The organism is Mesorhizobium sp. KR9-304 (genome assembly GCF_040049215.1).
In the GTDB taxonomy this organism is placed as follows: domain Bacteria; phylum Pseudomonadota; class Alphaproteobacteria; order Rhizobiales; family Rhizobiaceae; genus Mesorhizobium_K.
Map to the genome: position 1 here is coordinate 196,988 of NZ_JBDZDN010000005.1, position 22,218 is coordinate 219,205.

Consider the following 22,218-nt stretch of genomic DNA (forward strand, 5'->3'; position numbering starts at 1 on the left):
ATCCATTAGGCTGCCTCCGGTATGAAGACGGCCTTGTGCAGGGCCATCGGATTGTCTGCGAGTTTTGCGAAGATCGCCGGCGCTTCGCCGAGCGCGAAGGAACTGGCGATCTTCGGATAGTGGATTTTTCCCGAGGCAAGCAGGTCGAGCGCCTCGGGGAAACAGTCGACCGAGGCGCGCGATCCGTAGATCGTCACCTCCTTGCGGGTGAAGTCGAGGCCGGGCAGCGTGATGCCTTGCCCCTTCTTGACGAGGCCGAGGATGACGATGCGCCCACCTGCGGCGACGAGGTCCATCGTCTGCTCCATGGCGGCGATAGCGCCTGTGGCTTCGACGACGACCGGCATGCCCTCGCCATTGGTCAGTTCCAGCACGCGCTCGATGAGGCCGGCGCCGCCGGCGATGGGAGTCGCGCCGAGATCGGCCGCGGTGGAGAGGCGTTCGGCCGAGAGGTCGGTCGCGTAGACTTTGGCGCCGCGCGCGCGGGCCACCTCGACAACGGCAAGCCCGATCGGGCCGGCGCCGAGAACGAAAACGGTGTCCTCGGCGGTGACCTCGCCGCGGCGGCAGCCTTGCACGCCGATGGCGACCGGCTCGGCGAAGGCCGCCTCGAAGTCGGTGAGGCTGTCGGGCACCACGTTGAGGTTGGATGCCGGGGCGGCAACGTAGTCGGCAAAACCGCCTTCGCGGTGGACGCCGATGATGGTGAGGTTGGCGCAGCAATTGCGCTTGCCGATGCGGCACGGGTAGCACTTGCCGCAGCCGATGAAGGGATCGACGACGACGCGCGTGCCGACGGCGGGTCCGGCAGCACCGGGACCGTAGGCCTCGACCACGCCTGCGATCTCGTGGCAGCCGATGCGCGGATAGCTCACATAGGGGTTCTTGCCGGTGTAGATATAGAGGTCGCCGGCGCAGAGTCCGGCGGCCTTCACCTTGACCAGCACTTCGCCGGGTCCGGGGGTTGGCTTGGCGACATCGGCCATACGGATGGCCTGCGGCGCATCGAAGATCGCGGCGCGCATCAGGCCGCAGCCTTTGCGGGGCGGAGCACCTTGCCGGCCGCGTCGAACTCGATCCACTCGCCAGATTTCAAGAGATAGGGGTCGGCGATTTTGCTTCCACGCGTCTTCGCTTCGCGATGGTGCTTCATGTATTCGGCGACGTCGCTGTCGCCGTCGAGCGTGATGTAGTGGCAGGGCAGCACGGTCTCGAGGCCGAGCCACTGCGTCGCGAGCACGCCTTCATAGGGGCTCATCTCGCCGGTCAGCATCTCACCCGGCATGGGATTGAGGTGCAGGATCTCCTGCGGGTTGGCGATGCCGATGCAGCCGACATTCGGCTTGTAGAGCTCGCCCTGCAGCTTGAGATCGGTGAAGATCGCGGTGTCGCCATAATGGTAGAAGCGCAGGCCGTCGGCATAGACGATGAAGGCCATCGGCACGCCGGAGATGAAGCTGCCGTCCTTCAGCCTGATCTGCGACCAGTGATGGCATTCGAGCGGCTGGATCTCGATGCCGGCGACCTTGACGCGGATGCCCCAGGTTGTGGCGCGGATCTGATTGGCCGGAATGCCGCGATCCATCAGCCAGGCCTTGACCTCACCGCCGCAGACGACCGGGCAGCCGTATTTGGTGGCGATCTTGTCGGTGTCGCCGAGATGGTCGAAGGCCGCGTGGCTGACCACCACGAGATCGACCTTGTCGAAATCGCCCGACTTGGTGAGCGCACCCGGGTTCTGGTCGAGGAACGGATCGCACAGGATGCGCATGCCCGAACTGGTGATGATCTCGAAGGCGGCGACGCCGTGGAAGCGTATGCGGGTGGCGGGCGCGGTGGTCATGGTTGTTTCGTCTTCTTTTCAACAAGCAAAGGCAGGCTCGCGAGGCCGTGGCGGTCGCCGCGTGTCTTGAGGCGTGGCGCCTCGTCGGGATCGGGCGCGAGGCTTACCCCGGTTTCGACCAGCATGCGCAGCGTCGCACCCATCTCCATGCGCGCTACCGCGGCGCCGGCGCAAAGATGCGGCCCCGCGCCGAAAGTCAGATGCCGGTTCGGCTGGCGGTCGAGGTGCATCTCCTCGGGAGCGTCGAACACGGCCGGGTCGTGATTGGCCGCGCCGAAGCCGAGCGCAACGATGTCACCGACCGCGATGTCGCGGCCATGCAGACACATATCTTTGGTCGCGTTGCGACCGAAAATCTGGATCGGCGAGGAGTGTCGCAGGAATTCCTCGACCGCCAGCGGGATCGATTCGGGGTCGGCGAGCTGCGTCAACGCGTCAGGGTGGTCGGCGATCCACTGCAGCATCAGGGACAGCGCGTCGGCAGTGGTCTCAAACCCGGCGCCGAAGACCACGGTCAGGAACGAACGGATCTGGATGTCGTCGAGCCGTTCGCCGTCGATTTCGGCCGTGATCAGGGTACTGATGAAATCGTCTTGCGGCCGCAAGCGGCGCTCGGCGATGAGGACGTCGACATAGGCCACGAGTTCCCTGCTCGCCGCAGCACCTCGCTCCGGATCGGTGACGTCGAACATGCGGGTAATCCACTCCACCCAGCGCTCCGAATCGGCCAGCGGAATGTCGGTGAAGGCCGCCAGCGCGGTAATCGCGACGGGGACACAAAATTCCGCGACGGCGTCGACGCTGCCCTTGGCCGACATCGCCTCCAGCCTGTCCCGGATAAAGGCTTCGATACGGGGAGTGATAGCCACGACGCGTGCGGGAGCGAAGACGGGATTGACCAGCGCACGGTAGCGCGAGTGCTGCGGCGGATCGATCTCGATCGGCAGTTGCGGCTGCGTGCGCGGCGTGATGACAGGTATCGCGGTGACACCGACGACGCTCGATGTGAAGCCGCGCCAGTCGAGCGCGGCGGAGCGCACGTCGTCATAGCGGGTGAGCAGCCAGAAGCCGCCATGCTTGCTCGAATGCGCGACCGGGCATTCGCGGCGCAGGCGCTCGAAAGCGCCGAACGGATCGGCGACGAAGGCGCGATCGTGGATGTCCACGTCGTCCATCTGTGCTGCTTTTCGCGTGTCAATCATGACCGGCTCTTGAAATCCGTTTTCCAAAGGGCCTCCGGCGACAGGGAGTCACCGCCGGAGGCTGGGCGAGGAATATCCTCGCCCAGTGAGAGTCTTACTTCACGTTGAGTGCAGTCAGCACCTTGTCGACATTGTCCTTGGTGACAAGGAGAACGCCGGTGTCGACGGTATCAGGGATCGGACGGCCACCGTCAGCGGAACCGAGACCGGCCGACTTCAACGTGTTGGTGTTGTAGTCGTGCAGCAGCTTCACCGCATAGTAGATGAAGAGCTCGCGGTTCTGCACGACAATGCCGTCGACCCAGCCTTCCTTGGCCGTATTGAAGAAGTCGGGCGTCTGCTCCATCGCCGTGACCTTGATGTCGCCCGGGTTCTTGCCGGCTTCACGCAGCGCCGTGACGATGCCCGCGCCGGATTCGGAATCGAACCCGGCAAGGCCGGCGATGTCGGGGTTGGCCGCCATGATCGCGGCGGTGACCTGCGCCGCCTTTTGGGCGTCGCCGCCATCGTCCTCGTTGGCGACGATGTTGTACTTGCCGCCGCCATTGGCCTCGATGTATGCGGTGAAGCCGGCCACGGCCTCGCGCATGTTTCCGGCGTTGATGATCGACATCATGCCGAGTTTGCCGCCGTCGGGCAGCATTTCCATCATCTTCTTCGCCTGGGCGACGCCGACCTGGGTCCAGTTCGTGCCGATATAGGCGAGACGGCCGGAGTCCGGCAGGTCGCCGTCATCGACGACGGTCGGCACGCCCTGCTCCATGCACTTCTTGACCGATTCAGTCAGCGACGGGTCCCAGCCGCCGACGACCGAGACGCCGGACGGCTTCTGCGCGCAGACCTGGTCGACCGCGGCGATGAAGCCCGGCACGTCGAAATCGGTCGGGCCGGCGACGACCACGCGAACGCCGAGCTCCTCGGCGATGCGCTTCATGCCGACATAGTCGTACTGGACGAACAGCGGCAGGTTCGCCTTGTTGGAAATCCAGTAGTAGGTGTATTTCGCGTCGGCCGGACCGTATTCCGATTCCTGCGCCGAAGCAGGAGCCGAGAAGCCGGCCGCCGAGACTGCAAGTGCCGCGGCTGCGAGCACTGATTTCATCATCGTTCTCATTTCATTTCCTCCACAGAACAAGCATTCCCAGTTGCAGTTCCTCCCGGTTGCCCGGACCTAGTTGAGCATCGGACGATGCTCTCCGACCCCTGTGGGGATCGACTTCACACACGGCCGCTTGACTTGAAGCGGTCGAGCGAGACTGCGAACAGCAGGACGAGGCCGACAACCATGCCCTGCCAGAAGACGCCGATGGCGTTGATGATCATGGCGTTCTCGATGAGCGCGATGAACAGGACGCCGAGTATGCCGCCGATGATCGTGCCTTCGCCGCCCTTGAGGCTGGCGCCGCCGAGCACAGTCGCGGTGATGACCTTGAGCTCGATGCCGACGCCGGCATTGACGACGGCGCTGTTCAACCGCGCGGCGCCGAAGACACCTGCGATGCCCGCCAGCGCGCCCATGATTATGAAGGCGACCAGCGTCAGGCGGTCGACACGGATGCCGGAAAGCTGGGCGGCGCGTGGATTGCCGCCGACGAAATAGAACTGGCGGAAGAAGCGCGTGCGCGACACCAGCCAGCTGCCGACCAGCACGATGACCAGCATCACCCAGAACGGCGACTGGATGCGCAGGAAAGGATCGGAGGCGCGACCATAGGCGGCGAAGGCGTCCGAGATCGGCGTGACGCCGGTGCCGGCGGTGACGTAGGTGAGGCTGCGATAGATGGTGAGCGTGCCCAGCGTGGCGATCAGCGCGTTGATGCCGATGCGCGTGACGATGAGACCGTTGACGAGACCCGCCAGCGCGCCGACGGTGATGCCGACGAGGATCGCGATCTCGGCCGGCCAGCCCCACCATCCGGCCACCACGCCGGCCCAGACGCCTGTTAGCGCAAGCGTCGAGCCGCAGGAGAGGTCGAAGCTGCCGGCGATCATCAGCAGCATCATGCCGCAGACGAGGATGCCGACCGGAGCGAGGTTGAGCAGCACCGCACGCAAATTGGGCGCGGTCGGGAAGTTGTTCGGATAGACGACGCTCATGACGATGGCGAGCGCAGCGACAAGGATCAGCAGCGTCAACTCGCGGGAATCGGCGAAGCGACGCACCAGGCGCATGAGCAGCGATTCGCGCTGTTCCGCGGCCTCCTGGGTCTGAACGGCCTGCGTCATTTCTAAACCTCCGCAGCAGCCGCTTCGCGCCGCGCTTCGGCGACGGAGGCGGTATATTTCGTGGCGAGTCTCAAGACCTGCTCTTCGGTCGCCGTGTCGCCCGGCAGTTCGCCGACCGTGTTGCCTTCCGCCATCACGATGATGCGGTCGGCCAGGGCCAACACCTCGGGCAGGTCGGACGAGACGACGACCAGCGCGACGCCGCGCGTGGCGAGGGCGCGAAGCAGGCGATAGATTTCCGAGCGGGCGCCGACGTCGACGCCGCGCGTCGGTTCGTCGACGATCAGAAGCTTCGGCTCGACCGCCAGCCATTTGGCGAGCAGCACCTTCTGCTGGTTGCCGCCCGAAAGATTGCCGACAAGCTGGTGCACGCTCGGCGTGGCGATCCTGAGTTCGTCGATGAATGTCGTTGCGAGCGCTTCGGCTTTGAGCTGCGAGAAGCGCATACCGGTCGAGACCTTGCGCATCACGGTGGCCGAGATGTTGCTGACGACGTCCATCGCGGGAAAAAGTCCGGACCGCTTGCGATCCTCCGGCACCATGCCGATGCCAGCCGCCTTGCCGTCCCATGGGCCTGTCGGATCGAACGGCCTGCCGCCGATCCTGATCTCGCCGGAACGGCGGCGGCGGGCGCCGAATATGGTCTCGCAGAATTCCGTGCGACCGGCGCCGATGAGGCCGGCGAGACAGACGATCTCGCCCGACCGGACGGTCATCGAAGCCGACTGGACAAAAGGCGGCGCGCTGACGTTCTTTGCTTCCAGAACGACGTCGCCAAACCGGCGCTGCTGGTCTTCGCGCTTGATGTGGACCTCTCGGCCGACCATCAGGCGGATGAGCTCTTCGGTGGAGGTTTCCGAAACCTTGCGCACGCCGGCAAACTTGCCGTCCTTGAGCACGGTGACCGAATGGCAAAGCGCAAAGATTTCCGCCAGCCGATGCGAGACATAGATGATCGAGACGCCGCCTGCGGCGAGTTTTCGCACAACCGCGAACAGCTTCTCGGTCTCGGTAAGCGTCAGCGCCGCGGTCGGCTCGTCGAGGATAAGCACGCGCAGGTCGCGCGAAAGCGCCTTGGCGATCTCGACGATCTGCGCCTGGGCGGGAGAGAGCGATGCGACCTTGAGCTTCGGGTCGATGGCGACGCCGAGCTCGGCGATCAGCCTTGCGGCGCGCTCGCGCATGATGCGCTTGTCGACCTGGCCGAGCCAGGTGGTGGGCTGACGACCGGCGAAGATGTTCTCCGCCACGGAGAGCTGCGGCACCAGCGAACCTTCTTGGTGGACGATGCCGATGCCGAGGTTCCCGGCCGCGCGCTCGTCGATGTCGCCGACTTCCGTGCCGTCGAACAGCACGGTGCCGCTGCTGCGCGAATAGACGCCGGCGACGATCTTGCCGAGGGTGGATTTGCCCGCGCCGTTCTCGCCGAGCAGCGCGCGGATCTCGCCGGGCTCGACCGTCATCGAGACATCATCAAGCGCGCGCACGCCGGGAAAGGTCTTCGTCAGGTTGCGGACTTCGACGCGCGGGGCCACGGCCCTCAGCCTTCTGCAGGCAGGCGGCGAATGCAGCCGGCCTGGCAAACGGAGGTTTCGGTGCGGCCGGACACCGCTAGTTGGCCTTCGCCTTGAGGTAATGCTGCTCGGCGGCCTGCACCATCCAGACCATCGCCTGATTGTGCGGGGTGGCGATGCCGACGCGTTTGCCCGCCTCGACGATGGCGCCGTTGATCACCTCTATCTCGGTCTGGCGCTTTGCCTCGACGTCCTGCAGCATCGACGCCTTGCCGCCGATCGCCTTTTCCAGCAGGCTTGTGATCGCGTTCCAGCGTTCGGCGTAATCGAGCGCGATACCTTGGGTATTGGCGACTTCGACGACCTCGCTGAGGATCGCGGCCATTTCGAGCTGGGCCGGCTCGAATGCGACGAGTTCATGCGCGAAGAAGCGCAGCAATGCCGAGGTGGGCAGCGTGCAGGCGTTGAGCGCCAGCTTCTTCCAAACCTCGTCGAGGATGCGTTCGGAAATCGTCACGTCGAAGGAAGCTTCGCGGAAGGTTTCGGCGACGGTTTCGAGGCGCTTCGACGGCTTGCCGCCGAGCTCGCCGATATAGGTCATGCCGACGCCCGGATGCTTGACCTTGCCCGGCGCGAGAAGCGTGGCGCTGTGATAGGTGAGGCCGACCAGAACCCGGTCCTCGCCGACGATCGAGGCGATGCGCGGCGCGTTGCCCCAGCCATTCTGCAGGCTGAGCACGGCAGTATCGGCGCCGATCATAGGTGCCGCCGATTTGATCGCCGCCTCTGTGTGGTAGCACTTGACGAAATTGACCACGAGGTCGACCGGGCCGACGCTTTTCGGGTCGTCGCTTGCGCGCACGGCAAAGCTCGGCTGGCTGCCGTCCTTCTCCTCGATGGTCAGCTTGTTGTCGTTGATGGCGCCGATCGCCGCCTTGGAGACGTCAATCAGGGTGACGTCGTTTCCGGCGCGCGCGAGATAGCCGCCGAACAGGCCGCCCATAGCTCCGCCGCCGCCCAGAATGGCGATCCGCATGCGATTTTCCTCCACCAGCTTGGTCTTGGTCGGCCGTTTTGTTCGGACGGGCACACGGCAAAGCTGTGGAGTCGGAACCCCCGCTCTTGCCATCCGAACCGTCTTGGTATTTGATCCTTGCAAGCTATTGCATCATTGTCAAGCATGATGGTATGAAAGGTCTATGGTCGATTCAATCATTATAGAGCGCAAGAAACTGTTCGAGCACGTCGCGGCTCATCTGGAGGCCCAGATTCTGGCCGGCAAGCTGCGCCCCGGCGATCAGCTTCCGCCGGAGCGGGACCTGCAGACCTCGTTCGGCGTCGGACGCCCGGCCATACGCGAGGCGCTGATCTCGCTGCAGAAGGCAGGGCTGGTTGAACTGAGCAATGGCGCCCGCGCCCGCGTGCTGATGCCGACGGCGAGCCACATCTTCACCGGCATGGCGCCGGCGGTGCGCCAGATGCTGTCGAAGGCCGAGGGGCAGCGGCATTTCCAGGGTGCGCGGCTGTTTTTCGAGGTCGGGCTGGCGCGCGAGGCTGCCAAGGCCGCGACGGAAGACGATCTTGCCGCACTGAAGCGAGCGCTCAACGCCAACAGGAAGGCGATCGGCGATCGGGAGCAGTTCACCGCGACCGACATCGCCTTCCATTTCGAGCTGGCCAAGATCGCGCGCAACCCGATCTTCATCGCGCTGCACGACCAGATATCGGACTGGCTGACCGAACAGCGTGTGGTAACCCTGACGGCGAGCGGGCAGGAGCGCACTGCATACAACGCACACAAAGCGATCTACGAGGCGATTGCCGCGCGCGACGCCGACGGCGCGGAAGCGGCAATACGCAACCATCTGGAGCAGCTGGCCAGCACGTTCTGGCAACAGCGGGGTGAAGGCGGATAGAATGAGCGGACTGATAGGAATGAGCTTCTGACTGCTTCAGCGGTCAATTTCGACAACGCTCCGCCCGCATAGGCAACGTCCATGCTCCTTGGTGCGATAGCCGACGATTTCACCGGTGCCAGCGACCTCGCCAACACGCTTGCAAAAGGCGGCATGGCGACGACGCAGTTTGTCGGCGTACCAAAAGGCGGCGCGACTACCGATTGCGAGGCGGGCGTTGTTGCCCTGAAGACCCGCTCCATTCCGGCGGCAGAAGCGGTCCGACAATCGATCGAGGCCGCAGACTGGCTGAAGGCGCAGGGCTGCGAACAGTTCTTGTTCAAATACTGCTCGACCTTCGATTCGACGCCGAAGGGCAATATCGGACCGGTGGCGGAAGCCTTGCTCGAGCGACTCGGCGCTGATCTCGCCGTGGTCTGCCCAGTCTTTCCGGCAACCGGCCGACGGCTGTACATGGGCCACCTTTTCGTCGGCGAGAAACTGCTGTCGGAATCGGGCATGGAAAAGCATCCGCTGACCCCGATGACGGATCCGAATATCCGCCGCTGGCTGCGCCTGCAGACCAAGGGCGAGGTCGGGTTGATTACCCTCGACACGGTGCGCGCGGGGCCTGAAGCTTTGGCAGATGCGTTCGAGGCCGAGCGCAAGAAAGGCGTGCGTCTCGTCGTCACCGATGCCGTCGCCGACAGCGATCTGATGGCGCTGGGTGCATCACTCGCCGGCTACAGGCTGGTGACCGGCGGATCCGGCGTCGCGCTTGGCCTGCCCGAAAACTTCCGCCACGCCGGCAAGCTTGCCGGAAAGTCTAAAGCGAAGACTGTCGCCAGGGGACCGGCCGTGGTGCTGTCAGGCTCGTGCTCCACAGCCTCGCAGCGCCAGGTCGGGGTGTATCTGAAGTCGCATCCAGGGCTGGCGATCGATCCGCATGAACTGATGGATGGTTCGATGACGATCGACAAAGCAGCCACTTGGATCGCCGGCCAGAACGGCGCCGTGCCGATCGTGTATTCGACCGCCGATCCCGCTTCCGTCGCAAAGGCCCAGCAGAATTTCGGTCGTGCCGAGCTCGCCGCGAAGGTCGAGCATTTCTTCGCCGGCCTTGTGAAGCGGCTGGTGGATTCAGGCGTTCGACGCGTTGTGGTGGGCGGTGGTGAGACCTCCGGGGCTATCGTGGAAGCGCTCGGCATCACCAGCATGAGCATCGGAGAGGAGATCGACCCAGGCGTGCCGGCGCTGGTCGCCGAGCGGAACGGCCCGCTCGGCCTGGCGCTGAAGAGCGGCAATTTCGGCAACGACGACTTCTTCGAGAAGGCGGTGGAGCGGATCGGCACGGCATGAGCGAACGGGACTGTCAGGAATTCCGTGTGCGGGCAGGCATAATGGGTAAAAAGGATTCCCACTATGACCCGACGCAAAGAACCTGCGATACCAAATGATTTACTCGACCAGCTTCTGGCAGGAGGCGCAGCCAGTGCTGCCTTCGAACAGGGCGGCCTGCTAGATTCGCTCAAGAAGGCTCTGACCGAGCGCGCACTAAACGCGGAGATGGACCATCATCTGGCGAGCGGCGAAGACGCTGGCAATACGCGTAACGGCTACGGCCGCAAGACCGTGACGACGGAGACCGGCAAGCTGGAGATCGACATACCGCGTGATCGCCAGGCCAGTTTCGATCCGCAGCTGATCGCCAAGTATCAGCGTCGCTTCCCCGGCTTCGACGAAAAGATCGTGTCAATGTATGCGCGCGGCATGAGCACCCGGGAGATCACCGGGCACCTGCATGATCTGTATGGCGTCGACGTGTCGCCGGATCTGATCAGCACGGTGACGGACGCCGTGCTCGATGAAGTCGCCACTTGGCAACAGCGCCCGCTCGATCCGGTTTATCCGCTCATTTTCTTCGACGCGATCCGGATCAAGATCAGGGACGAAGGCTTCGTTCGCAACAAAGCTATCTACATCGCGCTCGGCATCCTGCCCGATGGCACCAAGGAGATTCTCGGCATCTGGATCGAGCAGACCGAGGGCGCCAAGTTCTGGCTGCGCGTCACGAACGAACTGAAGAACCGTGGCGCTGGCGACATCCTGATCGCCGTCGTCGACGGGCTGAAGGGCTTCCCCGAGGCGATTAACGCCGTCTTCCCGCAGACCGTGGTCCAGCTACTCCTGTGACGACGAGCAAGTGGCGGAAGGGATTGTCTGCTACGGCGCTTCGGTTCCGGATTCCCAGAACCGGCCCATAGCGGGTGTTGCCGTCAGCTTGCTTGCAGAAAAACTGTCGGAAGCCGACACCAAGCGCATCATCGGAAACGTGCAGCGCATAGCGGCCCGGCTGTCCCAACGAATGGGCGCCGATCTTAGTGTCGCTACCCGAGGTGCCCACAAGATGTTTGAGGGCGCCTGATAAATCAACTGCAGGAACCGATCCAGAATCCTTGCCTGCAGAGGTATGGATCTAAGAGCCCAACCGAAAATTAAGTTGAGTGATTTCACTGGAAAATGCCTTGCAGAGCATGGATGGGCCGACCATCGAGATCGTCAAGCGGCCCAATGGGGCAACGGGCATCGCCGTCCACCTGCATCGCCGTACTGCGATCGCACATTGGAAGGCCATTGCGGGTGTGGCCGAATGATCCAAGCTCATCTGTCCATAATGCTCTCGGCGAATTTAACCTGACATCACCGTCCCGCTCGCTGCGAGGCATCAGTCAGTGACGAAGTTATTGACCGGCTCGTCCGAAACAATGCCGATCGATCACTTCATCTGATTGGCCGGCGAGACACTCGTCGCCGCTCGACGCGCTCCGGTTGCTAGTCGCGCTCCAATTCGCTTCTGCAGAACGTCGAGAAGCACCGCAATGATGATGATCAACCCGGTCGCAAAGTCCTGCCAGAAAAGATCAATTCGAGCCAAGTTCATGAAGTTCCTTATCAGAACAATCACAAACACACCGACAATCGTGCGAAGGATATTTCCGTGGCCTCCTGTCAAACTCGTGCCGCCGATTACCACGGCCGCAATCACCTCGAATTCGAGCCCGCGCGCCGTATCCGCTTGAATTGCGCCGATGCGGGCGAGAAGCACGTTACCCGCGATCGACGCCGTCAGGCCGACAAGGACGAAGGCCGCGATTTTCACCGCATCGACGCTGATGCCGGACAACCGCGCCACCTGATGGTTCGCGCCGACGGCATACACCTTCTTGCCAAACGGCGACCGCGTCAGCAGGACCCAGCCGATGATGAAAACGCCCACCGCCAAAACGAACGAGACGGGAATCCCCGCCAGCCGTGCACCGCCAAACCCGGTGAATGAATCCGGCAAGCCCGAGATCACTTTTCCTTTCGTCACCACGAATGCCAAGCTTCGTGCCATCATCATCGTACCAAGGGTCGCAATGAATGATGGGATCTTGCCTTTGGTCACGATCAACCCGTTAATGATCCCGATGGCTGGCCCGACCACCATGGAGAGCGCTACACCCGCAAGCCCCCCGTATTGCGTCGTGACCACGGCGCAAATCGCCGCCGTCAGCGCGACGGCCGAGCCGATGGAGATGTCAAATTCCCCGGCAATCATCACCACGGTCATGCCCGCCGCGACGATGAGCATCGGCGCCATCTGCGCCATGAGATTGGTGATGTTCACCCATGACAGAAACGCCGGGTTGATGAGCGTAATGGCCACGGCCAAGGCAATCAGGACGGCAAGAGATTGAATCAGTCCATACGACCCGCTCAGGACAGTGGCGAGCCGTTCAGGCCGGCTGGCGCTTGCGGCGTGGCGTTCAAACTCGGCCATATCTAATCTTTTCCTGCCGTGCTGCGATGGAGAAGGGACTGCTTGTCGATAGCCGCGCCCGCGAATATTTCGACGATGGTCCCCCGAAACAGCACGATCACCCGGTGACAGAGCTGAACCAATTCGTCCAGTTCGCTGGTGAACAGAATGACGCCAACGCCGCCCGATGCGATACGCGCAATTGTGTTGCGGATCTCATGCTTGGCGCCGATATCGATCCCGATCGTCGGCTCGTCCAGCAGCATGACCTGCGGCGTTGTCGCCAGCCATTTTCCAAGCAGCACCTTTTGCTGGTTTCCGCCGCTGAGCGACTTCATCGCCGACATCGCCGAGACCGCGCGAACCTTCATCTGGCGCACAACCATATCCCCTGACTCCCGCATTGCGGGCCGATCGAGCAGTTGCAAAGGTCCCGTCGCGTATTCATTCAGCCGTGGAAGGCATACGTTGTCGACGATCGAGAAGTCGGGAAGGATGCCTTCGCGTAAGCGATCATTGGTCAGCAGGGCAACGCCGCGTTGCAGGCTGTCCAGAGGGCTGCGCAGCGACGCTTTGGTTCCACTAACGAAGAACTCCCCTGTCTGGCGCGTGCCACCGGCACCAAATATCGCTCTTGCCAGATCCGACGCGCCGGAGCCTGACAGTCCGGTTACGCCCAAAATCTCCCCCGCTCCCAGATCGAAGCTGATATCCACCAGCCTGCCGGGAACGCTCAGTTTACGGACCGACAATGCCGGCGCCTCCACCCCCTCGGCGGTAAACGGCGCGGGCCGCTGCATGTCGCTAACGAGTTCCTGCCCAAGCATGGCCGTTACGATTTCATTCGCGCTGGTCGAGTGCTGCTGGTATTCCGCAACCCTGGCGCCATCGAGCAGTACGGTCGTTCTATCGCAGACAGCAAATATCTCGTTGAGGTAATGCGATATGAAAATAATCCCGATGCCCTCTTTGGCGAGCGATCGGATCAATTTGAGAACGATTTCGACCTCGCCTTGCGTCAGGGCCGCCGTCGGTTCGTCGAGCAGCAAGACGTCGAGTTCGTGACTCGCCGCCTTGATGATCTGCACCATCTTGCGTTCGTCATAGGTCAGTTCGGCCACTAGCGTGTTGGGTGACACGTCCAGTTCGTATCTGTCCAGCAGTTCCGTAATGCTTGCATGGGTCTCCTTGCGCCGTATCAATCCCCAATGCCGATGCACGAGCTCATTGTTGAGCCGGATGTTGTCGGCAACCGAAAGTGTCGGGATCAGGTTGATGTCCTGATGGACCGTAACGATACGCCGGCGCAGCGCGTCGGCGGGGCTCCTGAAGGCAACCGCCTCACCGTTGAGCAGCATGCGGCCGGCATCGGGACGTTCATATCCGGCGATGATCTTCGCCAGGGTGCTTTTGCCCGCCCCGTTGGCGCCGACCAGACCATGCACCTCGCCACGGCGGAGTGAGAAATCGACCCCCTTCAGCGCCTGAACGCCCGGGAAGCCTTTCGCAATCTGGATGCAATCGAGAAGAACGCCACTCATGCTTCGCGCCTTATGTCATACGTGCCCAGACGCGCGCCACGCCTGGGCACATAGCGGGAGGAGCCTAGTTCGAGCCGGCGATCTGCGGATTCTGGGCGAAGTCCGCGGCATTCTCTCTCGTCAGCTTCACGGGAAGAATTTCCAGTTTCGGCTCGGGAACACCTCCTGTCAGCTTGGTGAGGACTGCATTCATGCCTTCATAACCCATCCTGAAGGGATCCTGCACAACTGCGCCCTGTATCGCGCCATCCTTGATGGCCGCGTAGGACACGGGGTCGATATCGAAGGTAACGAGCTTCACATCTGTCCTATTGCTTGACGCGAGCGCCGACGCCGCGCCAAGCGCGATGACTTGATTGCCGGAATAAGCGCCAGCCAGGTCGGGCATTGACGTCAGGGCGTCTTCCATCGCCCGGCGGCCGTTTTCGAGGCTCAACGTCAACGAGATCTCAGGCTGCACGCTCAAGCCGAGTTCCCGGGCCCGGTCTTCGAACCCGCGCTGGCGGTCGACCAGCGCCTGAATACCCGGGCTGTGATTGAAGGAGACGACCTTGGCGCCCGGTGGCAATGCGCCGGCAAGAATTTCCGCGGCCATCTGTCCGCCCTTGTAGTTGTCGGTCACGATAAAGGTTTCGACAACCCCTGAATTCAACCCCACGTCAGTGATGACCACCGGCTTGGCGCTAGGGTTGTAAAGGTCTTTCACTGGCTTCGCCAAAATGCTGCTGTCGCCGGGAAACATGATCAGGCCGTCGACACCCTGCGCGTAAAGGTCTTCCACGTCGGCAACCTGCTTGGTCGGATCGGTGTCGCCGCCATTGGTGACGATCAGGTCGACATTCACGCCCTTGGCCTCCCACTCGGAGATCGCCTTCCTGGCCCCATCCGTCATCGTGATGAGAAAGGGGTTCGTTCCCCAGAACTGCGAATAACCAATGGTGAATTCTTCCGATATCGCAGGCGTCGCCAAGCTCGCCAGTGCACCGATGAGGACTGCACTCAGGATTGATTTTATAGGCTTCATTGTCTCCTCCAGAGCGGCCATTTCCAAGGGCACCGACCGGCCAACTCGGCGCCGCCATTATACCTAATCCAGCACTTGGTACAAGACATCGATCATGAATGATTGATGATCTTGACTAGCGTGGCACAGCCACGACGCGGCCCACAACCACCGAAGCGCCGTGAGGTATGGGAAACGGCCCCCAGCTTGCAGGAGGCCATTTTGGCTTGCGTTGCGCTGCTGCAGGCGGCGAAGTCGTCGGGTCTTGCCGGACTCTTCTTAGTAGGTTGCCCGGCCGCCGGAGAGATCGAACACCGCCCCGGTCGTGAACGAATTGTCTGCGGAGACCAGCCAGCCGACCATATTGGCGACTTCACCCACCTCGAGGAAACGTCCTCTCGGAATCTTCGACAGCATGTATTCCACATGCTCTTTGGACATCTGATCGAAGATTCGCGTGCGGGCAGCTGCCGGGGTGATGCAATTCACGGCTATGTTGAATGCTGCGGTTTCCTTGCCCACGGACTTGGTAAGGGCGATCACCCCAGCCTTGGACGCGGAATAGGCCGACGCATTGGGATTGCCTTCTTTCCCGGCAATTGAGGCGACATTGACGATGCGGCCATAGTTGCGTTGCTTCATGCTTGGCAGGACTGCGCGGTTGACGTGGAACGTCCCCAGCAGGTTGATGTCGATTGTTCGTCGCCACTCTAAGGGATCATACTCCTCGAGCGCGGCATTAGGGCCGGCAATGCCGGCGGAGTGAACCAGGATCGAGACGGGCCCAACGCGCTTCTGGGTTTGGGCGAGAGCTGCCTCGACACTGGGGAGGTCGGCGACGTCGACTTTCTCCGCTATCGCCCCGAGGGTGGCGGCCGAAGCATGCGCCAATTCTTCGTCGATATCCCAGATGGCGACACGCGCGCCGCAAGCGATCAGCCTGCTTGCAATTCCAAAGCCCAGTCCCTGGGCGCCGCCCGTTACCAGCGCCACCTGTCCGGCATGATCATTGTTCATGCGAATTCTTCCTGTTTGCGGGGTTTTCGGGCGAAGATGCCGCAGACTGGAACCGCGACAACAATTCCGCTCTCGTTATATTACGACGGAAGTAATGCTCAAAGATCGCGCCCGCCCGACTCTGGAATGTCGGATATTGGGCTGATGTCGGGCGTATCCATGCCCGCTCGAGGCTCGCTCTCGTCGAAGAAAAATATCCACCATATTGCTGATCGAGATGCGCGTCGTCCCATGCTTTGGTGAGCGCGGGTTGACCATGATGGGCTGGGATTATCGTTCCCTGGGCCTCCTCGCTCATCGCGAATTCCACGAAGGACAGCGCTTCCGAGGGGTGCGCGCTGAAGGCGGAGACCCCAAGGCCGGCGCCGCCAAGCATGCTGCCGGCATGGCCCTCATTCGGTCCGAAGAAGCTTCCGAAGGACAGCCTGCTGACGATATTGTTCTCGGCGTAAGTGGCGTATCCGAAAACCCACGGGCAAAAAGCATACTGATCGGATTGGACCATCGCGTCATGCACGCCGATGGAGTTCAGCTCGCAACTGCGCGGATCGCAAAACGAGAAGACCTCGTCCATCACATCGAGCATCTCGCTCAGCACGGTGGGCTCATAGGCAAACCCGGCGGCGTCTTCGGCAATGGGATGCCCCAGATTTGCCATTAGGCTCGCCGCGGTGGTGAAGGCGTGGGGCGAGGCCAACGGCATCACAATCCTGCCCGATGCATGCCGGCCAAGCTGAAGCAGTTCGTTCAGGGTCGAGGGCATGGAATATCCAAGGCGATCCAGCAGGTCCATTCGCGCTGCGGAATGCACGCAGGCCGCATCAATCGGCGCGACCCATAGCGCGTTCGACCGCCGATAGGATCGCAAGGACGGACCGCAATAGAGGGCGTCCGCGCCGCTGCCCAGGCAGCGGGGTAGGTGTTGGTCCAGTGGAACGAACAGCGCCTCCTCCACGATCTGCCCACTGAACGGATGATCCACGATGAGAAGATCAAACGCCCTTGCCACCTCGGACAAAGGCTGGTCTTCGAAAGCCGTCAGCGGTCGGATCGTCCAATCTATCGAAACATGGGGATGAAGGAGCGAGAAGCGGCTGCTGAGCGGCGCCAGTGGGCCGGTTGCCCGGCGATGCCCCCATCCCAATCCCTTCAAGGCGATGGTGCTCATTCCTTGCGCGCCCTGAATTTGGATGGCCCTTCGCCATAGGCGCCCATGGCCATGGCGAACCCCATCAATTCCCGTTCCATGGCCAGCCCGTTTGTGAGGCCACCCTCCATAGCGGCGCGTATACCCGCCTTGTTGGTCATGAGCGCGATTTCCGAATTGGCCGCCATATCCTTTGCCAGGGCCAGCGCGGTCTCGAGCTCGGCGCCCTCTTCCACCAGGATCTCAACCACACCGATCCGATGGGCGTCGGCCGCATCGATGGGCTGCCCGGTGAACAAGATCCGCGAGGCGTGCCCGTAGCCGACGAGCCTGGTCAGTCGCTGGGAGAAGCCTCCCGCGCCCAGCCAGCCATGCTTCACCTCGGGCGCTGCGAACCGCGCCGATGGCGAGGAGACGCGAATATCGCAGTTCAGCGCGATCTCGAAGCCGCCGCCATAGACCCAGCCTTTCAGCGCGCAGACGATGGGCTTCTCGAAGGCGTCGAACTCCCTCGCGTAGTTGATGGCATTGCGAAACCCCCAGGGACTGCCGAAGCCATCCAGGGAATTGAGGTCGGTGCCGGCGCAGAACGCCTTTTCCCCGGCGCCCCGAACCACGACCACCCTGACGTTTTCGTCCGCCGCCAATCGCTGGAGGCCGTCGCGGATGGCAGCGGCCATGTCCGGGGTGATCGCGTTGTGCTTGTTGGGCCTGTTGAGGACCAGATGGGCGACGCGATCCGCCCCAATTTCGATGAGGATGTCGGAACTCATGCCACGACCTTCCGTTTCCTCAGGCTGGCAAGCTCCTCCTGCGAGAGGCCGGCGCCAAGAAGGATTTCGGATGTGTGCTCACCCAGCGAGGGCGCGCCAACGATCTTGGGTTCGGGGTGCGTGGAAAACCATACCGTGGGTGCCGTGGTCGTGATCTTGCCGGCCCGCTTATGCTCATAGGACTGAAAATAGCCTTCGAACTGCGGATGCCCCTTGATCGCCTGGTAGTCGAGCACCGGGCCGGACCACACGCCTTTGTCGGTGAAGGCCGCGACGGCTTCACCCACCGTCAGCTTCTCCATCGCGTCGGCCAGGATGGGATAGATTTGGTCGCGCCACTGCGCCAGCGTGTCATTCGAACCGGCGACCTCGGGACGAGACCGCGCGAGCGCGTCCAAGGCAGGGGACGCGATAATCTCCGCGATCACGCCCAAGTCGGACTGGGCCACCGCCAGCCACCCGTCCCTGGCCTTGTAGACGCCGTAAGGGGGCTCCATCCATGTCGACGCATAGGGCTGCTTGCCGCGGGGCGCCGTATGACCGGTCGTAAGATAGGTCGAGATTTCCTGGATCTGAACCTCGAGGGCCGCACCGAGCAGGGAGACCTTGATTTCGGCGCCCTTGCCGGTGCGCGCCTTCTGCAGCAGGCCCGCCAGAACCCCTTCCGTTGCCAGATGGGACGCCATCACGTCGACCATGTAGACAGGCGAGGGATGCGGCGCCCCCCCTTCCTGGCCGGCATTCCAGGTGAGGCCCGAAAACGCCTGGACCAACAGGTCCTGCCCTGGTCTTTCGACCATCGGGCCGGTGTCGCCATATCCTGATATCGACACATAGACGAGCGCCGGATTTATCCGTTGCAGCGAAGCGAAATCGATGCCTAGCCGGGCGGCTACCCCCGGACGGAAGTTCTGCACCACCGCATCGGCGGACTTGACCAGCCGGTGGATGGCGGCAATCCCGTCGGCCGTCTTGAGGTCGATGGCGACGGACTTCTTGTTACGATTGAGCGTGAGATAGGGGGTCGTTTCACCGCCGATGAAGATCCTGTTCATCGGCGCCGCGCGCGTGAAGTCGGGTCTGGTCGGCCCCTCGATCTTGATGATCTCGCAGCCCATGTCGCCCAGCCTCTGCGTCGCCAGCGGCCCCGCCATGGCCAACGTCAGATCGACAATGCGCAATCCCTCAAGCGGCCCCGAAGACGCTTCCTGCTCCGACATGATATTCTCCATTGATTATTGGTGATCGTCATGGAACGTCTTTGCTCCCGACGATCAGACCCGGCCCTCGATCGGCGGATAGTTGAAAGAGGGTTCCGGATATTCATCGACCGGCTGTTGTTGCACTCGCCCGATCCGGCCGGCGCAGGCCGCGATTTCCGCGGCGCCGTTCAGCACGGAGAATGTCGTTTCATAACGACGCTCCTCGCCATGCTCGAGCCAGATCAATTCGTTGCGTTTACGCGCCTCGAGATTGCCAGTGACATGGTTGGTCGAAGGCTCAAAGCCCAGCGCATAGAGCCCTTCCTGCAGATTCTGCCACTCATAGTGGCAGGGAAATTGCGACTTGACCGTCGTTAGCTCGAGGCCGATGCCGATACGGTCGTTGACGAGGGCAACAGAGACGTGACCGGTTTCGTCGGCGGCGAGTTCGTGCTCCCAGACCTGCTCGTGGAATGCGGTCTGTGGCGCGGCCTGCCTGTGGTATCCCACCCCTCGGCTGCGATAATTCTCGCCCGCATGGGCGGCCCAGACAACGTCGCGGATCGGCGCGATATAACGCGATCCCTCATCGAGGATCGGAAAGCCGAGATTGATATGATAGCAGTACATATGCGGCGTACGGTAGAAACCATGATTGACCACGCGGTCGATCAGGCGAATATCCTGCCCGTCGACATCGGCCTCTATCCGGCGGATAAGATGCAAGTCCTCGCCGAACACCGTCGCCTGCACGACGATGCCTTCCGCCCATAGGACGATTTTGTCGTCCACCTTGGTTTCGCCATATCCAACCAGCCGGGCGGGGATATTGGCCACGCGGCCGTGCAGGGAATGGTGCACGCTGTTGCGCGGACCATAGACGTAATTGTCCGCGGGCACCTCGTTCATATACAGAATATGGTCTAGGCCGCAGGTCACGAGCAGCCCGGAAAACGAGCGCACCCAAGATAGTCCGTCCTCGCCCTCATATTCGTGCAGGCCCGGATTTCTGAAGCCGGTCGGAGAGTGCCATCCGATCGGAATGCCTTTGAATTCGCAGTCGCCAATGTCAAAGGCGCGATCCACCAGCACAGTGAACATCAGCCCGGCGGCGGTTCGAAACGCCAGCATGCGTATGCCGCGCTCGACGCCATCGCCCAGCGTCATCAGGCGAACGCCGGCAAATTGTGAAAGAGCCCCTGCGCGGCGGGCCAGTTCCCTTTCGTCCATCTCCTGATCGAAAATCTTCATTTTGCTGAGTCCCTTAGCTTGAGCCATGTACCTACACCGAATGGACGGCCGCTACATCTTGATGACATGGTCGGTAAGCTCTCGAAGCGTCGTGTCCTTCTTGTCCACCTCCAGGACCTTGCGTCCATGGCTCAGCACGACAAAGCGATCGCAAACTTCGAAGGCATGGTAGAGATTGTGGGTCACAAGCACGCTGGCGACCCCTTCGTCCCGGAGGCGCCGAACATAGTCAAGCAACGCATCCGTTTCCCGAACCGAAAGCGCGCTGGTGGGCTCATCGAGGAGCAGCAGTCTGCGCTTAAAGTACACGGCGCGGGCAATCGCGACCGATTGCTTCTGACCCCCGGACAACGTCCCCACTTCCTGATCGGGATCGCGAATGCCGCTTATGCTCACGGCGTTCGTCAGGATCTCTCGGGAAATCCTGCGCATCTCGCCAAGCTTCAGCAGCCCGATTGGATTGGCGATCTCTCTGGACAGAAACAAGTTCCTGACGATGGACAACTGGTCGATGAGCGCGGCTTCCTGGTAAATGGTCTCGATGCCGCAGTTCTCGGAGTCCCTCCGCGAGCGCAGGGCGACCTCCTTTCCATCCAGGTAGATCGCACCTGAGGTTATCCGCTCCGTTCCGGACATCAGCTTGATCGTCGTGGACTTGCCCGCGCCGTTGTCGCCAAGCAGACCAACGACCTCGCCACGAGAAATCTCGAAGTCAAGATTTCTGACCGCTTCGTAGCGCCCGTAGGACACGCTCACGTTCTCCAGTCTGAAGAAGCTCTCGGAGGGCGACGTCATGTCCTGCCCCTTACCGCACGATTGCCAATCACAGCTGCAACCAACACCGCGCCGATGAAGACATCGAGATAAAAACCGGGCGCGCGCAGTAGAAGCAGAACATCCTGGATGGTGAAAACCAGCCAAGTGCCCACGATCATGCCAAGGACAGAGCCACGTCCTCCGGTGAGAGCGACCCCGCCGATGACGCAGGCGGCTATTGCCTGAAGCTCCAGGCCACCACCCTGCCCCGGCTGGGCCTGATGAATCCGCGCGGTTGCCAAGACGCCCGCAAATGCGGCGCAACCGCCGGCTATGGCGAAGGCAATCAGCTTGGTCCTGGTCGGCTGGACGCCGATCGCAACCGCGGCGTTCCGATTGCCACCCACCGCGAGCAAGTGGTTTCCGTACCGATGTAGGTGCACAAGCGTACCGAGCACGACACCGATGATCAGGAGCCAGAACACGCCGGCGCTGATCTGAATATCCCCCAGCAGAATCCCATCCGAGAAGACGGCGTTGAATGGCCCCTCGGGGCGGAACGGCTCGCTGGAGGGGCCATTATAGTATAGCACGCCGCCCCGCCACACCAGCATGGCGCCCAAGGTGACGATGAAGCTTGGAATGTCGAAGGTGAGGGCCACCACCCCGTTCAGCAGGCCGATTGCCGTTCCAGCCAGGATCGCCAGGGCCACCGAGAGGAACGGATCGAGGCCGCTATTGAATGCGGACGCCATGACGACGGCGGAGAAGGTGTAGTTCGACCCCACCGAGAGATCGAACTCCCCCGCAAGCATCAGCACTCCCACCCCCATCGCCATTATGGCTAGGGGCGGGATGGCGCGCAGCGCGACATTGATATTGGAGGCGCTGAGATAGCGAAACGAATCCGGCGCAACCAAAGCCCAGATGACCAAGACGAGCTGAAGCGCCACGAACATCGAAACAACGCTGTGTTCCCGAATGGTGTGCGGCAGCCAACTCACGATCCTAATCCCTCGGGCGCGGGAATTGGGGCCCAGGGCCTC

20 protein-coding genes and 1 pseudogene are annotated in these 22,218 nt (G+C 62.2%); 4 read left to right on the forward strand and 17 right to left on the reverse strand.

The features are described from left to right. Positions 1–5: 5 nt before the first annotated feature. The 7 genes from ABLE71_RS22795 to ABLE71_RS22825 all read right to left on the reverse strand — a co-directional run bounded on the left by ABLE71_RS22795 (position 6) and on the right by ABLE71_RS22825 (position 7,821). Complete coding sequence (locus ABLE71_RS22795; RefSeq protein ID WP_348785773.1) at positions 6–1,025, reverse strand: zinc-binding alcohol dehydrogenase family protein; 1,020 nt, start codon at positions 1,023–1,025, stop codon at positions 6–8. Next, positions 1,025–1,843 (reverse strand): MBL fold metallo-hydrolase, encoded by an 819-nt coding sequence (locus ABLE71_RS22800; RefSeq protein ID WP_348785774.1) that lies wholly within the window; start codon positions 1,841–1,843, stop codon positions 1,025–1,027. The genes ABLE71_RS22795 and ABLE71_RS22800 overlap by 1 nt, the downstream gene beginning before the upstream one ends. Beyond that, complete coding sequence (locus ABLE71_RS22805) at positions 1,840–3,045, reverse strand: cytochrome P450 (RefSeq protein ID WP_348785775.1); 1,206 nt, start codon at positions 3,043–3,045, stop codon at positions 1,840–1,842. Before ABLE71_RS22805 ends, ABLE71_RS22800 begins: the two co-directional genes overlap by 4 nt. Before the next feature lie 94 nt (positions 3,046–3,139). Next, a complete protein-coding gene (locus ABLE71_RS22810; RefSeq protein WP_348785776.1) occupies positions 3,140–4,159 on the reverse strand; it encodes a substrate-binding domain-containing protein in 1,020 nt (339 codons plus the stop codon). A 104-nt stretch (positions 4,160–4,263) separates the two neighbouring features. Next, positions 4,264–5,271: an ABC transporter permease gene (locus tag ABLE71_RS22815; RefSeq protein ID WP_348785777.1), complete on the reverse strand. Its 1,008-nt coding sequence runs from the start codon at positions 5,269–5,271 to the stop codon at positions 4,264–4,266. A gap of 2 nt (positions 5,272–5,273) precedes the next feature. After that, positions 5,274–6,806 (reverse strand): sugar ABC transporter ATP-binding protein, encoded by a 1,533-nt coding sequence (locus tag ABLE71_RS22820; protein WP_348785778.1) that lies wholly within the window; start codon positions 6,804–6,806, stop codon positions 5,274–5,276. A 76-nt stretch (positions 6,807–6,882) separates the two neighbouring features. Then, positions 6,883–7,821, reverse strand: a complete 939-nt coding sequence (locus ABLE71_RS22825) for a 2-dehydropantoate 2-reductase (RefSeq protein ID WP_348785779.1) — start codon at positions 7,819–7,821, stop codon at positions 6,883–6,885. Between the two features lie 163 nt (positions 7,822–7,984). Between ABLE71_RS22825 and nanR the strand changes: the two genes are divergently transcribed. The 4 genes and pseudogenes from nanR to ABLE71_RS22845 all read left to right on the forward strand — a co-directional run bounded on the left by nanR (position 7,985) and on the right by ABLE71_RS22845 (position 11,334). Continuing rightward, on the forward strand, positions 7,985–8,701 hold the full coding sequence (nanR, locus tag ABLE71_RS22830) for a transcriptional regulator NanR (protein WP_348785780.1): 717 nt from the start codon (positions 7,985–7,987) through the stop codon (positions 8,699–8,701). 81 nt (positions 8,702–8,782) lie between these two features. Continuing rightward, the gene (otnK, locus tag ABLE71_RS22835) at positions 8,783–10,039 is read left to right on the forward strand and encodes a 3-oxo-tetronate kinase (protein ID WP_348785781.1); all 1,257 of its coding nucleotides are present in this window, start codon (positions 8,783–8,785) and stop codon (positions 10,037–10,039) included. A gap of 63 nt (positions 10,040–10,102) precedes the next feature. After that, positions 10,103–10,861 (forward strand): annotated as a pseudogene (locus tag ABLE71_RS22840) (IS256 family transposase); the annotation flags it as partial. Between the two features lie 344 nt (positions 10,862–11,205). Continuing rightward, a complete protein-coding gene (locus ABLE71_RS22845; protein ID WP_348785782.1) occupies positions 11,206–11,334 on the forward strand; it encodes a hypothetical protein in 129 nt (42 codons plus the stop codon). A 122-nt stretch (positions 11,335–11,456) separates the two neighbouring features. On the opposite strand, the gene ABLE71_RS22850 is transcribed toward ABLE71_RS22845, so the two are convergent. The 10 genes from ABLE71_RS22850 to ABLE71_RS22895 form a co-directional block, all read right to left on the reverse strand. Next, positions 11,457–12,503 (reverse strand): ABC transporter permease, encoded by a 1,047-nt coding sequence (locus tag ABLE71_RS22850; RefSeq protein WP_348785783.1) that lies wholly within the window; start codon positions 12,501–12,503, stop codon positions 11,457–11,459. Between the two features lie 2 nt (positions 12,504–12,505). After that, positions 12,506–14,023 carry a sugar ABC transporter ATP-binding protein gene (locus tag ABLE71_RS22855; RefSeq protein ID WP_348785784.1) on the reverse strand — a complete coding sequence of 506 codons (1,518 nt, stop codon included), beginning with the start codon at positions 14,021–14,023 and terminating at the stop codon, positions 12,506–12,508. A 64-nt stretch (positions 14,024–14,087) separates the two neighbouring features. Further along, on the reverse strand, positions 14,088–15,047 hold the full coding sequence (locus ABLE71_RS22860; RefSeq protein ID WP_348785785.1) for a substrate-binding domain-containing protein: 960 nt from the start codon (positions 15,045–15,047) through the stop codon (positions 14,088–14,090). 258 nt (positions 15,048–15,305) lie between these two features. After that, on the reverse strand, positions 15,306–16,043 hold the full coding sequence (locus ABLE71_RS22865) for an SDR family NAD(P)-dependent oxidoreductase (protein ID WP_348785786.1): 738 nt from the start codon (positions 16,041–16,043) through the stop codon (positions 15,306–15,308). Further along, complete coding sequence (locus ABLE71_RS22870; RefSeq protein WP_348785787.1) at positions 16,033–17,211, reverse strand: ABC transporter substrate-binding protein; 1,179 nt, start codon at positions 17,209–17,211, stop codon at positions 16,033–16,035. The genes ABLE71_RS22865 and ABLE71_RS22870 overlap by 11 nt, the downstream gene beginning before the upstream one ends. Beyond that, a complete protein-coding gene (locus ABLE71_RS22875; protein WP_348785788.1) occupies positions 17,208–17,963 on the reverse strand; it encodes an enoyl-CoA hydratase/isomerase family protein in 756 nt (251 codons plus the stop codon). Before ABLE71_RS22875 ends, ABLE71_RS22870 begins: the two co-directional genes overlap by 4 nt. Beyond that, on the reverse strand, positions 17,960–19,183 hold the full coding sequence (locus tag ABLE71_RS22880) for a CaiB/BaiF CoA-transferase family protein (RefSeq protein WP_348785789.1): 1,224 nt from the start codon (positions 19,181–19,183) through the stop codon (positions 17,960–17,962). Before ABLE71_RS22880 ends, ABLE71_RS22875 begins: the two co-directional genes overlap by 4 nt. 54 nt (positions 19,184–19,237) lie before the next feature. Then, positions 19,238–20,443, reverse strand: coding sequence for an aldose 1-epimerase family protein (locus tag ABLE71_RS22885; protein ID WP_348785790.1), 1,206 nt, complete (start codon positions 20,441–20,443; stop codon positions 19,238–19,240). A 24-nt stretch (positions 20,444–20,467) separates the two neighbouring features. Then, complete coding sequence (locus tag ABLE71_RS22890; RefSeq protein ID WP_348785791.1) at positions 20,468–21,211, reverse strand: ATP-binding cassette domain-containing protein; 744 nt, start codon at positions 21,209–21,211, stop codon at positions 20,468–20,470. Beyond that, positions 21,208–22,176, reverse strand: coding sequence for an ABC transporter permease (locus ABLE71_RS22895; protein WP_348785792.1), 969 nt, complete (start codon positions 22,174–22,176; stop codon positions 21,208–21,210). The genes ABLE71_RS22890 and ABLE71_RS22895 overlap by 4 nt, the downstream gene beginning before the upstream one ends. Positions 22,177–22,218 lie beyond the last annotated feature (42 nt).